Origin of the sequence: Laceyella sediminis (genome assembly GCF_003003125.1) — a bacterium.
GTDB lineage: Bacteria > Bacillota > Bacilli > Thermoactinomycetales > Thermoactinomycetaceae > Laceyella > Laceyella tengchongensis.
In genome coordinates this window covers 179,483-193,681 of sequence record NZ_PVTZ01000003.1, presented here as the reverse complement: position 1 = coordinate 193,681, position 14,199 = coordinate 179,483, and the positions used below count along the sequence as shown (strand labels likewise).

Genomic DNA, 14,199 nt, shown 5'->3' with positions numbered 1-14,199 from the left:
TTTGCCAGTCAGGCCCCAGCCGGCTATGCAGAATCGAGAGGAGAGTAAGCATGAGCATCGTGGTGCAAAAGTTTGGCGGTACCTCGGTAGGAAGCATTGAACGGATTCAAGCCGTGGCAGAGATCATAGCTCGTACCTATGAACAAGGGAAGCGTTGTGTGGCAGTGGTGTCGGCGATGGGAAAATCCACGGATCAATTGGTTGGGATGGCCAAAGAGATCCATCCACACCCTTCTCCCCGTGAGATGGATATGTTGCTTGCGACAGGTGAACAAGTGAGCATCGCGTTATTAACCATGGCCTTGCATCGGAAAGGAATGAAAGCTCGTTCGCTCACTGGCTGGCAAGCAGGGATTACCACCGATTGTGTCCATGGCCGGGCGATGGTTCATGATGTGGACACGGAGACGATCACTACGGCGTTGGATCAAGGGGAAATTGTGGTCGTCGCCGGGTTTCAAGGGATTTCTTCTCAACGGGAGATCACGACATTGGGAAGGGGCGGCTCAGATACGACGGCCGTTGTATTGGCGGCTGCGCTGGGAGCTGATTATTGCGAAATCTACACAGATGTCGAAGGCGTGTATACGGCAGATCCCCGCGTAATTCCGGCGGCGCAGAAGATGGACGAGATTTCATACGAAGAGATGTTGGAGCTGGCCCACTTGGGGGCGGGCGTGCTTCATCCCCGTTCGGTGGAGGCCGCGTTGCGGAACAAGGTGAAATTAGTGGTGCGCTCTAGCTTTGTCAATGAGTCGGGCACTTGGATTAAGGGGGAAAATGAGATGGAAACCTCGCATCATGTCAGCGGCATCGCACACGACCTGCAAGTGGCACGAATCAAGGTGTTGGGATTGCCGAATCATGAAGAAACGTTGACGCGGCTGTTTGGATTGTTGGCCGAGGCACACATCAATGTGGACATCATCGTCCAGAGCGAACATGATCATGAACGGGTTGATGTGGCTTTCAGTGTGAATGAAGAAGAAGGTTTGGAAGCGCGGCAGGTATTGGAGGCGGCGCAAAGTGAGTTGGACTTTGCCAAGATTTTGTATGAAGGGGGATTGGCCAAGGTTTCCGCGGTGGGCGTGGGAATGATGGCTCGCCCGGGCGTAGCGGCCAAAATGTTTGCCACGTTAAGTGAAGCAGGCATTCGGGTGAAGATGGTTTCCACTTCCGAGATTAAAATTTCCTGCGTGGTGGAGCGGGAGCAGGCTCTGGAAGGGGCGCGCCGCCTACATTCGGCGTTTGGCCTAGACCGGATCGAAGTGAAGGTGTAGACAAGCGAGGCAGTCTGTCTGGGGAGGGCGGACTGCCTTTTCTATTCTGTCATTTCATCTCATATAATAGACCGGAGTAGATAAGTATCCCCATTCCGCTGAGCAAAGCTAAGTGGAGTTATAATAAACTGATTAATGATAAAATTATTTATTGACTGAAAATCATTATTTAGGTGATGATTAAAATAATTGAATCGATCTATCTATCTTTGTTTTAGGGGGGGTTGGTGTTGGTCAAATATGTGATGTCCCGATTGTTACAGATGGTGTTGACACTCTGGGTGATCGCGACGGTCACATTCATTATGATGAAAGCGATTCCAGGCGATCCGTTCAGCAATGAAAAGAAGCTTCCCGAAGAAGTGTTGCGTAATCTGTATGCTTATTACCAATTGGACGATCCGCTGCCCGTTCAGTATGTCCATTATATGAAAAATCTGGTATTGCTGGATTTGGGCCCTTCCTTCAAATATGAAACCCGCACGATCAATGAGATTGTGGCGGAAGGCTTTCCTGTCTCGGCCCAGCTGGGGGCGCAAGCGTTGTTGGTAGCTGTTGTGGCGGGTCTTGCTTTGGGCGTCTTGGCCGCGCTTAGGCAAAACAGGTTGCTGGACTATTTCTCCATGCTGGTGGCGGTGTTGGGGATCTCTGTGCCTAGCTTTGTGCTGGCCCCGATACTGCAAAAATATTTGGGGGTCGAGTGGGAGCTTTTGCCGGTGGCCACGTGGGAAGGGTTCGCGTCTACTGTGATGCCAACAATCGCGCTGGCCGCGTTCCCTCTAGCTAGCGTGACTCGGTTGATGCGGTCGAGCATGGTCGAGGTCTTGACGCAAGATTATGTGCGTACGGCCAGAGCCAAAGGGTTGCCACCCTTGTTCGTGATCGTCCGCCATACGATCCGCAACGCGATTTTACCTGTGGTCACCGTGTTGGGACCGCTCACGGTCGGGGTGTTGACGGGCAGTTTTGTGGTTGAGAGCATTTTTTCCATACCGGGCATTGGCAAGTATTTTGTGGAGAGCATCACCAACCGTGACTATCCTTTGATCATGGGAATCACCCTGTTCTACTCTTCGCTGTTGATTATCGTCAATTTCCTGGTTGATCTGGCTTATGGCTGGATTGACCCACGGATTCAGTTGGCCAAAGGAGGCAAGTGACATGGAACCGGTGTATCATCCCCGTTTTCAGCGTGTGAGCCGTTCAAGGCCGGCGATGGAGGCGATCCGCCGCCCCCGGGTGTCGTATTGGCGGGAGAGTTGGCGACGGTTGCGACAAAACGCGTTAGCTATGGCGGGTCTCATTACCATTGTCTTGATCGCGATCCTTTCAATTGTCGGCCCGATGCTGTCCGAATATGAATACAATGAGCAAAACCTGCAAACGGGTCGCAATTTGCCGCCGTCGGCTGAGCATTGGTTTGGTACGGATGATTTGGGGCGAGATGTGTTTGTGCGGGTGTGCGAAGGTGGGCGCATTTCACTCACAATCGGATTGGCGGCCGCTATGATCGACATGGGCATCGGCGTGGTTTATGGCGGCATTGCCGGGCTTCGCGGTGGCCGGATGGATGAAGTGATGATGAGGATAGTGGATGTCCTGTGGGGCCTTCCTTATCTATTGACTGTGATTTTGCTCATGGTTATCTTGCCGCCGGGATTGGGGACGATTATTCTCGCGCTCACTGTGACTGGTTGGTTGAACATGGCGCGGCTCGTGCGGGGACAAGTGCTTCAGCTGAAACAACAGGAGTATGTGCTGGCCGCACAAGCGCTGGGGGCCTCCACTTCCCGTCTGCTGGTCAAACACCTGATACCAAACGCGATGGGGCCCATCCTGATCATGTTGACGCTGACCGTGCCAAGCGCCATTTTTGCAGAAGCGTTTTTAAGCTTTTTGGGGTTGGGAGTGCAAGCGCCTGTAGCCAGTTGGGGCACGATGATCAATGATGCGCTGGTAACAGTGTTGTCAGGGGAATGGTGGCGCCTTTTTTTCCCGGCATTGTTCCTGTGCCTGACCATGTTGGCTTTCAATGCGTTTGGGGATGGGTTGCGCGACGCACTTGATCCGAAATTGCGTAAATAAGGGGGGAAAAAGGTGGAGAAGCTGCTTGAAGTAAACGGATTAGAAGTGTCTTTTCAGCTGGACAAAGGGGAAGTGCAAGCGGTGCGAGGCGTTTCTTTTTCGCTGGCCCGCGGGGAAACGTTGGCGATTGTAGGGGAGTCGGGAAGCGGAAAGAGCGTGACGGCCTTGGCTGTGATGCGGCTGCTCCAACACCCGGGCCGGATCAAGGGCGGGGAGATCTGCTATGATGGCATTGAGTTGACGCGGATGGAAGAGAAGGGGATGTTTCGCATCCGCGGCGCGGAAATCGCGATGATATTTCAGGACCCCATGACTTCCCTCAATCCGACGATGAAAGTCGGCGAGCAAATCATCGAGGGGCTTCGCTGGCACCGGAAGATGGGAACGGCTGAGGCCAAAGCGCGTGCGGCCGAGATGTTGAAACGGGTAGGTATTGCGCAAGCCGAACGCAGATTGGAGCAATACCCGCATGAATTCAGCGGAGGGATGAGGCAACGGGTGATGATCGCGATGGCCTTGGCCCTCAACCCGAAGGTGCTGATTGCGGATGAGCCGACCACGGCCTTGGATGTGACGGTTCAGGCGCAAATCCTGGAATTGATGAAAATGTTGCAAGAGGAGACGGGAACTTCTATCATCCTGATTACGCACGATCTAGGCGTGGTGGCTGAAACGGCTGATCGCGTCTGTGTGATGTACGGCGGACAAGTTGTGGAAACGGGAACAGTCAATGAATGTTTCCGTCAGGCCCGTCACCCGTATACGTGGGGGTTGTTGCAGTCGATGCCGAGGTTGGATCAGCCGCGGGATCGAGAGTTGCAACCCATCCCAGGATCGCCACCCGACTTGTATGAACCGCCGCAAGGATGTCCATTTGCTGACCGTTGCCCCTACGCGATGCATGTCTGTTTTGAAGAAGCGCCTCCGGAGACCCGGCTGTCGGATACCCATCAAGTCAAGTGCTGGCTGGAAGACCCCGAAGCGCCGCCAGTGGAGATGGATCAGCCATTTGCTTGGTAGGCGATCGCTACGCAAGAAACTCCCCCGCTTTTGCTGGAGGGAGTTTCTTGCGTTTTCCCCCATGAGATTGCACCTGGTCCCGAATTGGCGGATGTGGTCGACGAAAGCGGGAGGTAAAGCGCATTCCGGGCGGCTTAAGCAAAGAGAGGAAGGTTGACATTCCTTGACGCCCCCATCCGGATGGGAGTAAAATAAATAGCGAGTTGAAACCCCTTTCTCAACTTTTCTGTCAGCAGTTTGAGAGAGTGCTGAAACCCACTGACTCTACTGCGACTATGTCCAAGATTGGAGGCAAATGATGAGCAGAGAACGCAGTTTCTTCAACCGTCGGTTACACTCTTTGCTAGGCGTGATACCGGTGGGCTTTTTTTTGGTGGAACATTTATTTACCAACTATGCTGCTACCAAAGGGGCACAAGCATTTGTTGAACAGGTGGAATGGATTTGGGGGATCCCGTTCATCACTGTTCTGGAAATCTTTTTTATTTTCTTGCCGCTCCTTTACCATGGCGTCTATGGTCTGTATATTGCTTTGCAAGCCAAAAACAATGTCGGCAACTTTAATACGTTTCGCAACTGGATGTTCACCTTGCAACGGATCACAGGTGTCGCCACCCTCATTTATGTCGTGTGGCATGTATGGGAGACTCGCGTGCAAGTGGCGCTTTATGACATGAACGCTACCCAGCTTGCCAATTTGACGCACGATATCCTGCAAAATCCAGTCAATTTGGCGTTGTATTTGATCGGTCTGGTTGCGGCTGTTTTCCACTTCTCCAATGGTATGTGGACGTTCCTCATTACTTGGGGTGTGACAGTGGGGCCGCGCGCGCAACGCGTCTCTTCCTATGTGTGGGCGGTTGTGTTTGTCCTTGTTTCTTATCTCGGCATTTCTGCGCTGTTGGCCTTCGCGCAATCTGACTTTATGGGTCAAATGGCACAGCATTAGAAGGGAGCTTTTCTCATGAATGAAAAACTAATCGTTGTCGGTGGGGGTCTGGCTGGCTTGATGGCAACGCTCAAGGCAGCTGAGGCTGGAGCCCACGTCCAACTATTTTCCATCGTACCGGTGAAACGCTCTCACTCTGTGTGCGCACAGGGCGGCATCAACGGTGCGGTAAACACCAAAGGGGAAGGGGATTCCCCATGGGAACACTTTGACGACACCATTTATGGAGGCGACTTCCTCGCCAACCAACCACCGGTCAAAGCGATGTGTGAAGCCGCGCCCGGGATCATTTATCTGATGGACCGCATGGGGGTTCCGTTCAACCGCACGCCGGAAGGGTTGATCGACTTCCGCCGTTTCGGGGGAACGAAGCACCACCGCACCGCTTTTGCAGGTGCCACCACAGGGCAACAATTGCTTTATGCGTTGGATGAACAAGTACGTCGCTATGAATCTGAAGGTAAAGTGTCCAAGTATGAAAACTGGGAGTTCTTGAGCATTGTCAAAGATGATGAAGGACGTTGCCGCGGGATCGTCGCGCAAAACCTGCGCAGTGGCGAAATCGTCGCTTTCCCTGCCGATGCGGTGATCTTGGCGACAGGAGGACCTGGTATCATCTTCGGTAAGTCCACTAACTCCATGATTAACACCGGAACGGCGGCGGCTGCTGTGTACCAGCAAGGGGTTTATTACGCCAACGGTGAGTTTATTCAAGTGCATCCAACCGCGATTCCTGGAGATGACAAACTCCGCCTGATGTCCGAATCGGCTCGTGGTGAAGGTGGCCGCGTCTGGACTTATAAAGACGGCAAACCATGGTATTTCCTCGAAGAGATGTACCCAGCTTATGGGAACTTGGTACCACGCGATATCGCTACCCGCGCCATCTTCAAAGTGTGTGTAGACGATAAGCTTGGGATCAACGGGGAGAACATGGTTTATCTTGATTTGTCCCACAAAGATCCGAAGGAATTGGATATCAAGCTGGGTGGGATCATTGAAATCTATGAGAAATTCATGGGTGAAGATCCACGCAAAGTTCCGATGAAAATCTTCCCGGCCGTACACTATTCCATGGGCGGCATGTGGGTCAACTATGACCAAATGACCAACATCCCCGGATTGTTCGCTGCGGGTGAATGTGACTATCAATACCACGGTGCGAACCGCCTGGGTGCGAACTCCCTCTTGTCCTGCATTTACGGTGGTATGGTTGCTGGACCGAAAGCGATTGAATATGTGCGCGGACTGGACAAACATGTCGATTCGCTCAACACGGACATCTTTGACCAACAGCAAAAGCTGGAAGAAGAGAAGTACGAAAATATCCTGAAGATGGACGGAAACGAGAACGCTTATGCGTTGCACAAAGAGCTGGGTGAATGGATGACGGACAACGTAACGGTGGTTCGCTACAATGACCGTCTGAAGAAAACGGATGAAAAAATCCAAGAATTGATGGAGCGGTACCAAAATATCAACATGATCGACACCAGCAAATGGAGCAACCAAGCGGCGCCGTTCACTCGCCACCTGTGGAACATGCTGCAATTGGCGCGTGTTATCACGCTTGGCGCATACCATCGTAACGAAAGCCGTGGGGCACACTACAAACCGGAGTTCCCGGATCGCAATGACGAAGAATGGTTGAAAACGACCAAAGCGAAATTCACCCCTGACGGTCCGGTGTTCGAGTATGAGCCGGTTGACACTTCTCTGATTAAACCCCGTCCGCGCCGTTACGATGTGGATAAGGGAGGGGACAAAAAATGAGTGAGCAACAATATGTGCAGCTGATTGTGACACGTCAAGATGGTCCAGACAGCCAACCGTATAAAGAAGAGTTTAAAATCCCTTATCGCAAAAACATGAACGTGATCTCTGCGATGATGGAGATCCAACGGAACCCCGTTAATGCGAAAGGTGAAAAAGTCGCGCCGGTTCAGTGGGAATCTAACTGCTTGGAAGAGGTGTGTGGTGCCTGCTCCATGGTCATCAATGGGAAGCCACGCCAAGCGTGCACGGCGCTTGTCGACCGGTTGGAACAACCGATTCGCATTGAGCCGATGCGCACGTTCCCTGTGATTCGCGACCTGGTTGTGGATCGCAGCCGGATGTTCAACGCCCTGAAGCGGGTGAAAGCTTGGATTCCGATCGATGGCACCCATGATCTGGGACCTGGTCCGCGTATCGCTGAAAATGATCGACAATGGCGTTATGAATTGTCCAAGTGCATGACCTGTGGCGTATGCTTGGAAGCATGTCCTAACGTAAACACCAAATCCAACTTCGTCGGCCCGTTTGTCGTGGGTCAAGTACAACTGTTCAACTCCCATCCGACTGGGGCGATGAACAAAGAAGAGCGACTGGAAGCGCTGTTGGATGACGGCGGGTTGCAAGAGTGCGGGAACTCGCAAAACTGTGTGCAAGCTTGCCCCAAAGGGATTCCGCTCACGACAGCGATTGCCAAGAGCAACCGGGATGCAACGGTTCATATGTTCAAAAAGTGGCTATCCAATTAATGCACTGACTGCCGGTTGTTAAAGCCGGCAGTATTTTTGTTTGGATAACAAAATGGGATCAAAAAAAACAGAACCGACTTTTTAAGTCGGTTCTGTGTTTAAAATGCCAAAGTTTATTTTTGTGAAGACGCGGAGGTGAAGAAGTCACCGATCGCGCTAAACAAGTCGCCTAACCATTCAAAAATGGTGTCAAAAAAGCCTTGAGTTACTTCGGCATTCAAAATGTTTTTGATGTCCCCGCGCAAGCTTTCAAATTGTTGGGCGAGTTGGTCCCAATCAATGTTCAAAGAGCTGAAGTGCTGAGAGAATTGGATCAATTGGTTGATGGTTTGTTCGTTCAAATTAATATTGAAATCGTTGGAAACGTTGATGATGATATCTCTGTATTCCTCGGGAGTCTGTGGTTTTTCTTGCGCCACTTCCTGTTTCACGGCATTGATGAATTGCACGGCTTTATTTGAGTCGCCCAATTCTTGGGCAAGCTCTTGCGTGCGAACGATCTCTTCGTTGGCCACTTGCTTGGTGTTTTCATCGATCTTTTTGCCTGTGGCCGTTTCAAAGGCCTTGATGATCCCGGTCAAGCCGGCGGTGCCGGATACACGGATCGGTGCGGTTACATAGATGTCCGCATCTTTGATACCCGCGGTAATGGCTGCGTTCGCGTACATGCTGTCGGTGATGGTGGAGATGTTGTTGGTTTTCACCGAGATGCCTTTACCGGATTCAGTCAAGACGATTTTAGCGGAAGACAGAGCATGACGACCGATAACATCCGCTTTCAAGTATTTCCCCAAGTACTGATATTCTTCTTGGTTTGTGACTTCGATGATTTTCGCCTGCGTTTCGTCAACGCCCATCTCTTTCAAGATGGCATCGCGTTGGGTTCCTGTCAGGTCTTTACCCAACGTCACCACAGTTTGACCGGCGATGGCGTCGGCGGATGCGCTAAGCGGCAAGGCGAGCGCAACGGCCGTAAGCATAGCCAAGGCCAGCAAGCTAAATTTCTTCAAATGTTTCATTAGAAATGAAACCCCCTTATAGAAGAGAAAAGAATCGCCTCCGGCAATGGATGAAGTTGCCAAAGGTCGAAAGTCCATATCAGATTTTATTGTATCGTGTATTGTCGCATCTGTGAACAGTAAAAAAGTAGGTAAATTACCAAACTGGATCAAATTGCTCCAGTACAGGTCAGTGATGATGAAATTGGAGCGGGTATTGCTGGGGATCGTTTGGCTTTGTTTAAGAGAAGATAAAAAGCCCTGTCACATTGTCGTGAAAGATGGCGTGACAGGGCGACAGTTTATTTGAAGACAGGCTCTTTTAATTCCGCCAATTTGTCGAGGGAGGTTTTCTCCACATCGGCGTGCAAACTGTTGCCATGGGCATCCATGGTAACAATCGCTGCAAAATCTTTGACTTGCAGGTGCCACATCGCTTCCGGTATACCAAACTCCATGAAGTCAACGCCATCCACGTTCTCAATGCATTCCGCGTAGTACTGGGCTGCCCCACCGATCGCATTGAGATAGACAGCGCCATGCTCTTTTAACGCTGCTAAGGTTTTCGCACCCATGCCACCTTTCCCGATTACAGCCCGGATGCCGAACTTCTTGATGATGTCGCCTTGGTAAGGCTCTTCACGGATGCTGGTGGTAGGTCCGGCTGCTTTCACGTTCCATTTGCCATCCGCATCTTTAAGCATTACAGGGCCGCAGTGGTAAATGACGCCGCCATTCAAATCAACCGGGGAATCATGATCCATCAGGTGTTTATGCAACGCATCCCGTCCGGTATGGATCAACCCATTGATCACTACAATATCCCCGACTTTCAAATCGCGGATCTGCTCTTCGGTGATCGGCGTGGTAAGGACAACTTGACGTCCGCCCAGCTTTTCCTCGGCGGTTTCGACAACGGATGCGTCTTTTGCATCAGCCGGTACCGCGTCATCAGTGTAAATCCAATCCCGGATGGCTCCTGTCTCCGGATCGATGGTGACGCCTTGGCGACGGAAAGCCCAACAATTGTATGCGACGGAAACATAGAAACTAGCCGGAATCCGGTGCATGGAGCCAATCTTGCAACCCAAAAGCGTTGTGTTGCCGCCAAATCCCATGGTTCCGATGCTCAGGGTATTGGCTTTTTCCATAATGTACTCTTCCAGGCGAGCCAGATCAGGATTCGGATTGGTATCGGTTACAGAACGGAACAGTTGTTTTTTCGCCAGCTCATAACCAGTCGTGCGGTCCCCTCCGATGCCAACGCCGATAAACCCGGCACTGCATCCTTGACCCTGCGCTTGATACACAGCATGCAGGATACACTTGCGGATGCCGTCCAAGTCACGACCAGCCCGACCCAAGCCTTCCAATTCACAAGGGAGGCTGTATTGAATGTTTTTGTTTTCACATCCGCCGCCTTTTAAAATCAGGCGCACATCAATGTAATCGTTTTCCCATTGCTCAAAGTGGATCACCGGCACACCCTCACCCAGGTTGTCACCGCTGTTTTCACCTGTGAGCGAATCGACGGAGTTGGGGCGTAGTTTCCCCAATTGGGTTGCCTCTTTTACGGCTTGGCGAATCTGTTTAGCCATTTCGATTTGGTTGGCGTCAACCGGTGCTTTAATTTTAAATGTAAGCATCCCGGTATCTTGACAGATGGGGGATACGTTCTCTTCTGCCCTTTTGATATTGTCGGTGATGGTGCCAAGCGCCAGTGCCGAGCGTGTGCCGGCATCTTCACGCAACCGAGCCTCCTGGATGGCGTAGCGCACATCGGGTGGCAAGTTGGTTGATGTTTCGGTGATTAGCTTTAAAATCGAGTCTTTAAAAGATTGCATGGTAACCCCTCTTTTATTCCACATGGTTATTTGGATCGCTTCTCTTTTATATTATAACGGGTGTTGCCATTTTTCTCATCCGCTCGCAATGTCTGAAAATTGCGTCAACTAAAAAAGAATAAATACCCGTCCTGTCACGTCAGAACGGGTATAAACGGTTTGAATAACGGCTGATACATGAATAAAACACCCGATGGTCACAACGGGTTGCGTTGGGCGCTTTTAATAAACACTTGTTCATTTTCGATTACTCCGCAAATGCCGCATTGCACGCGATATTCATCACCGCGGTAGTGATGGTGCAAGGGGTCGCCTTCCGGCACTCGCTCAGTGATGATGCCTGAGCGGGCATCTTTTTTCACGGCAAATGGGATTTGTTCGATGATGTTAAACCGACTGCGGTTGGTACCGCACACGGGACAAAGATAAGGATACGACACCTTAGACACCTCCATCCTTACCTTGCCCCAAACGGTTTAGATCCATTCTTCCGCCCAGTTTTGGATTGAGTCGATCACCGGAGCGAGGGCTTCCCCTTTTTCGGTGAGGGCGTATTCAATTCGCACAGGCGTTTCGGGATAAACGGTTCGTTCAACAATCCCGTGGGCTTCTAACTCTTTCAGGCGTTCTGCCAACATCCGTTCGCTCATCAATGGGATTTGTTCTCTTATATCGCGAAAACGACTTGTTTTTTCAAGCAACACACGAATGATCAAACCTGTCCATTTTTTGGCCAATATTTCAATAGCCGATTCGAATTTGGGGCAGATGCAACGATCCATTTTGTTTCACCTCTCTTCATATCTTAACAAATCTTGTGGATGCTTGGCATCTGTCTATGACATCATTTTCGATTTTTTCCTGACGGCTCGCAGGTGGTTGTAAGAGAGGGGAGCATGGATCTGTCGGTAGGGTCCATGCTCGTGATGGTGCCGCGCATGCTAATTATTGTTGATTGTAACATGTTCTGACGGCGATGGGGGAGGGGGATTTGGTGGGGGTGATTGTTTCAGGCTTTGAAAGTGTTCGCGGATTTCCGTTTTGGACCATCCGCGCTGCTGGAAATCCAATAAATAATCCAAGAGCAGAGGGGACCAAGGAAGTTTCATGACCGATTGGGTAAATGTATGCGCGGCGATCTCTCTTGTCCGCAAAATCCCTTTCCGCCGTTTAAAAGGTCCAATCTGTTTGACCACGACTTTGTCTAGGTCAGCGTCGGTCCGTCCACACCGCGTTTCCTCTAAATGATGGAACCACTCGTGGTACAAATGAAGCAACATGATTTCCTCTTCAGCCACGGATTCGCCCATGGCATCAAAAAATTGGTCGATCTGTTGGAGTGAGCGTCGGTAGATTTCGATCGTTTTTGGCTTTTTTCTGTATTGCGCGCGAATAAAGGGGTCATGGGGGTGCGCATCCCGAAAACGAATGCAAACGCCTTCTTTCAGCAACTGGTTCAGCAATGTCCGCAACGACAGTGGGCGGCCGTGGAGGGAAGCTACGGTTTGCCCTTTCTTCATGGCTTGCTCCACATAATAGGGGAGTGCGTCGGGGGGAATGTGCTCATAATACTCATCTTGCTTCAATTCAAGTTGGAAGAGCGTTTGTGGGTCCACAGACGGCCAATGACGGTCAAGATGAATCTCTGCCAATGGCTTGCGAAACGGTTTGACTGCATTTGTTTTCATGCTTTTTCCCCATTTCGACATGTTTATCTCACTTCTATGTCGACAAGGGCTTGACTCATTCCCAAACTGGACAAAGAATCCATGAGCTAGCGTCATGGATTCTGTGCGTTTTCCTTTTTTTGCTTGCGAGGAGTGGTTAACAAATTGAGCAGCCAAGGCTTCAAATCAATCACCCGCATATAGGAGGGGCAGGAGTCAGTGCCGCAGATGATCATCGGCACTAGGGAGTCCAGATGATGCAGAGAACCGTGGGAGGCTCCGCTGTGAGTGGGCGATGCTTCACTGACCATTTCATATCCAGGTGATACCGTCACCACAATCACTCGCTCTGATGTGTCCATCACCCCGCCCAACCGGGCTAATACGTCGGGGAAGATGCCATACGTAATCCGATTCTGATCATCTACGCTCAAATCGAGAATAACCAAATCGCCGATCAAATCCCACGTTTGATCATACTCATCGGCGAGGGAACCGCCTTCTTTAAAGCTTAGGTGGCCCTCCATTTGGCCACTTACGCAGGAAACGCGGCCTTGATCATTCCAAGCGATGATATCCAGTTTGGGCTCTTGCTTGAGCGTGGTGATCACTTCCGCGAGATCGAGCTGTTCGTCCAATACATAGATATAAGCCATCCGCTCATTGCAACAGATGACGAGCTGATCATCGGGACGTGGCTTTTTCTGTTTGATGGGCATGATGCGGTACGTATGCAAGCTTTTGCGCAGATCGATATATGCTTCTTTGCGGTTGGGGATGATGGGTACTTGCCCGCTGTCTCCCATGACAATCCAGATCACGTCATCCACCGCTTCATCCCAGCTGGGAAACAGATTTAACAACGCTTGCAATTCCTCATCGGCTTTCACAATCCCCTTGATCTCCGATGTTCCTTTTTGATGCACATAGTCATCGTTGCGAGGAAAATAAGCGATGGTGAAAGGGGGCAATTGGCCGGATTCCAGCAGGTGGGAAATTTCATTGCGCGTGAAGGTGTCATGGAAGCCGAAGCGGCTCAAAGGACCCGTCGGTCTGCTGTTGTGATCGATCTTGGCCATAGCGCCAAACGAAAAATAACGGGTAGCCATCGTGGCAATCGTTTTGGGCATGAGGCGAAAGAGTCGGCCTAGCCAGGGCGCGGTCAGCGTTTGTTGGTGGGGACCGCGATAGATCAAGGCATTGATGGAAGCGGTCGGCCCGTCGAACGCTTCATGAATCGTTTTTACATCTGGGTTAAGACAGACTTGATTCAAACGTTGCAGACTGTCTTTTAATACAGTGCGTGTACCGAACTTCAACGTTTCCTTTAAACCGGTGCCGAAATTGACCATGCGCTGTTCTTGTGGGTCCATGTAGACCAATCCGTATATCTGATGCTGATTGGGAGGGGTGCCCGTCAGCAAAGTCGAGTCAATGGAGACCGACATGCTGGGAAACGAAGTCACCACCCGGGGATGGTATTGGCCCCGCTCTTTGAGGAACCGGAGCGCGGGCGTTTTGCCCAGTTGTATGGCTTCACGCAACGGTGCATCCATCAAGGAATCAATGATCAATAAGATGATGGGTTTCACCGGCGCCGCCGCCAACGCCTCCTTGTTAGCAAATGTTTCTTTGTTGCGGGAAGCCTGAGAGCCCGTGTATCCAATCAGAATGAAAAACAAGATGATAAGCAAACCAATTAACCCTATCCATATCATATGTTTCAACCTCTGTTTTCGCAGATTCAACCCTTAATGTGCCATGGAACCGGTTTTTTTATGCTAAATGGAAAGGGTAAAGCAAGTGAGAGAGAGAATGGAAGTATATAGAGGCT

13 protein-coding genes are annotated in these 14,199 nt (G+C 50.9%); 7 read left to right on the top strand and 6 right to left on the bottom strand.

What is annotated here, in order from left to right; translation table 11 throughout:
• The first annotated feature begins 50 nt into the window (after positions 1 to 50).
• The 7 genes from CLV36_RS05565 (at position 51) to sdhB (ending at position 7,856) form a co-directional block, all read left to right on the top strand.
• Entirely contained in the window at positions 51 to 1,280 is a 1,230-nt protein-coding gene (locus tag CLV36_RS05565) for an aspartate kinase (protein ID WP_022735923.1), read from the top strand.
• 245 nt (positions 1,281 to 1,525) lie between these two features.
• Positions 1,526 to 2,440 carry an ABC transporter permease gene (locus tag CLV36_RS05560; protein ID WP_146130601.1) on the top strand — a complete coding sequence of 305 codons (915 nt, stop codon included), beginning with the start codon at positions 1,526 to 1,528 and terminating at the stop codon, positions 2,438 to 2,440.
• A gap of 1 nt (position 2,441) precedes the next feature.
• Entirely contained in the window at positions 2,442 to 3,365 is a 924-nt protein-coding gene (locus CLV36_RS05555; protein WP_106341999.1) for an ABC transporter permease, read from the top strand.
• A 12-nt stretch (positions 3,366 to 3,377) separates the two neighbouring features.
• Positions 3,378 to 4,385 (top strand): ABC transporter ATP-binding protein, encoded by a 1,008-nt coding sequence (locus CLV36_RS05550; protein ID WP_106341998.1) that lies wholly within the window; start codon positions 3,378 to 3,380, stop codon positions 4,383 to 4,385.
• 298 nt (positions 4,386 to 4,683) lie between these two features.
• Positions 4,684 to 5,334 carry a succinate dehydrogenase cytochrome b558 subunit gene (locus CLV36_RS05545; RefSeq protein ID WP_106341997.1) on the top strand — a complete coding sequence of 217 codons (651 nt, stop codon included), beginning with the start codon at positions 4,684 to 4,686 and terminating at the stop codon, positions 5,332 to 5,334.
• Positions 5,335 to 5,349: 15 nt separating this feature from the next.
• On the top strand, positions 5,350 to 7,107 hold the full coding sequence (sdhA, locus tag CLV36_RS05540; RefSeq protein WP_106341996.1) for a succinate dehydrogenase flavoprotein subunit: 1,758 nt from the start codon (positions 5,350 to 5,352) through the stop codon (positions 7,105 to 7,107).
• Positions 7,104 to 7,856, top strand: coding sequence for a succinate dehydrogenase iron-sulfur subunit (sdhB, locus tag CLV36_RS05535; RefSeq protein ID WP_022735927.1), 753 nt, complete (start codon positions 7,104 to 7,106; stop codon positions 7,854 to 7,856). The genes sdhA and sdhB overlap by 4 nt, the downstream gene beginning before the upstream one ends.
• A gap of 113 nt (positions 7,857 to 7,969) precedes the next feature.
• Here sdhB and CLV36_RS05530 read toward each other — a convergent pair whose 3' ends face one another.
• The 6 genes from CLV36_RS05530 to CLV36_RS05500 form a co-directional block, all read right to left on the bottom strand.
• Complete coding sequence (locus tag CLV36_RS05530) at positions 7,970 to 8,875, bottom strand: DUF1002 domain-containing protein (RefSeq protein WP_106341995.1); 906 nt, start codon at positions 8,873 to 8,875, stop codon at positions 7,970 to 7,972.
• Positions 8,876 to 9,156: 281 nt separating this feature from the next.
• Positions 9,157 to 10,698, bottom strand: coding sequence for a fumarate hydratase (locus CLV36_RS05520; RefSeq protein WP_106341993.1), 1,542 nt, complete (start codon positions 10,696 to 10,698; stop codon positions 9,157 to 9,159).
• 197 nt (positions 10,699 to 10,895) lie between these two features.
• Positions 10,896 to 11,138 (bottom strand): DNA alkylation repair protein, encoded by a 243-nt coding sequence (locus CLV36_RS05515; protein ID WP_102991950.1) that lies wholly within the window; start codon positions 11,136 to 11,138, stop codon positions 10,896 to 10,898.
• Positions 11,139 to 11,174: 36 nt separating this feature from the next.
• Complete coding sequence (locus tag CLV36_RS05510) at positions 11,175 to 11,480, bottom strand: winged helix-turn-helix transcriptional regulator (RefSeq protein ID WP_102991951.1); 306 nt, start codon at positions 11,478 to 11,480, stop codon at positions 11,175 to 11,177.
• A 159-nt stretch (positions 11,481 to 11,639) separates the two neighbouring features.
• Entirely contained in the window at positions 11,640 to 12,386 is a 747-nt protein-coding gene (locus tag CLV36_RS05505) for a hypothetical protein (protein WP_123827419.1), read from the bottom strand.
• 92 nt (positions 12,387 to 12,478) lie between these two features.
• On the bottom strand, positions 12,479 to 14,083 hold the full coding sequence (locus CLV36_RS05500; protein ID WP_106341992.1) for an alkaline phosphatase family protein: 1,605 nt from the start codon (positions 14,081 to 14,083) through the stop codon (positions 12,479 to 12,481).
• Between the last annotated feature and the right edge of the window lie 116 nt (positions 14,084 to 14,199).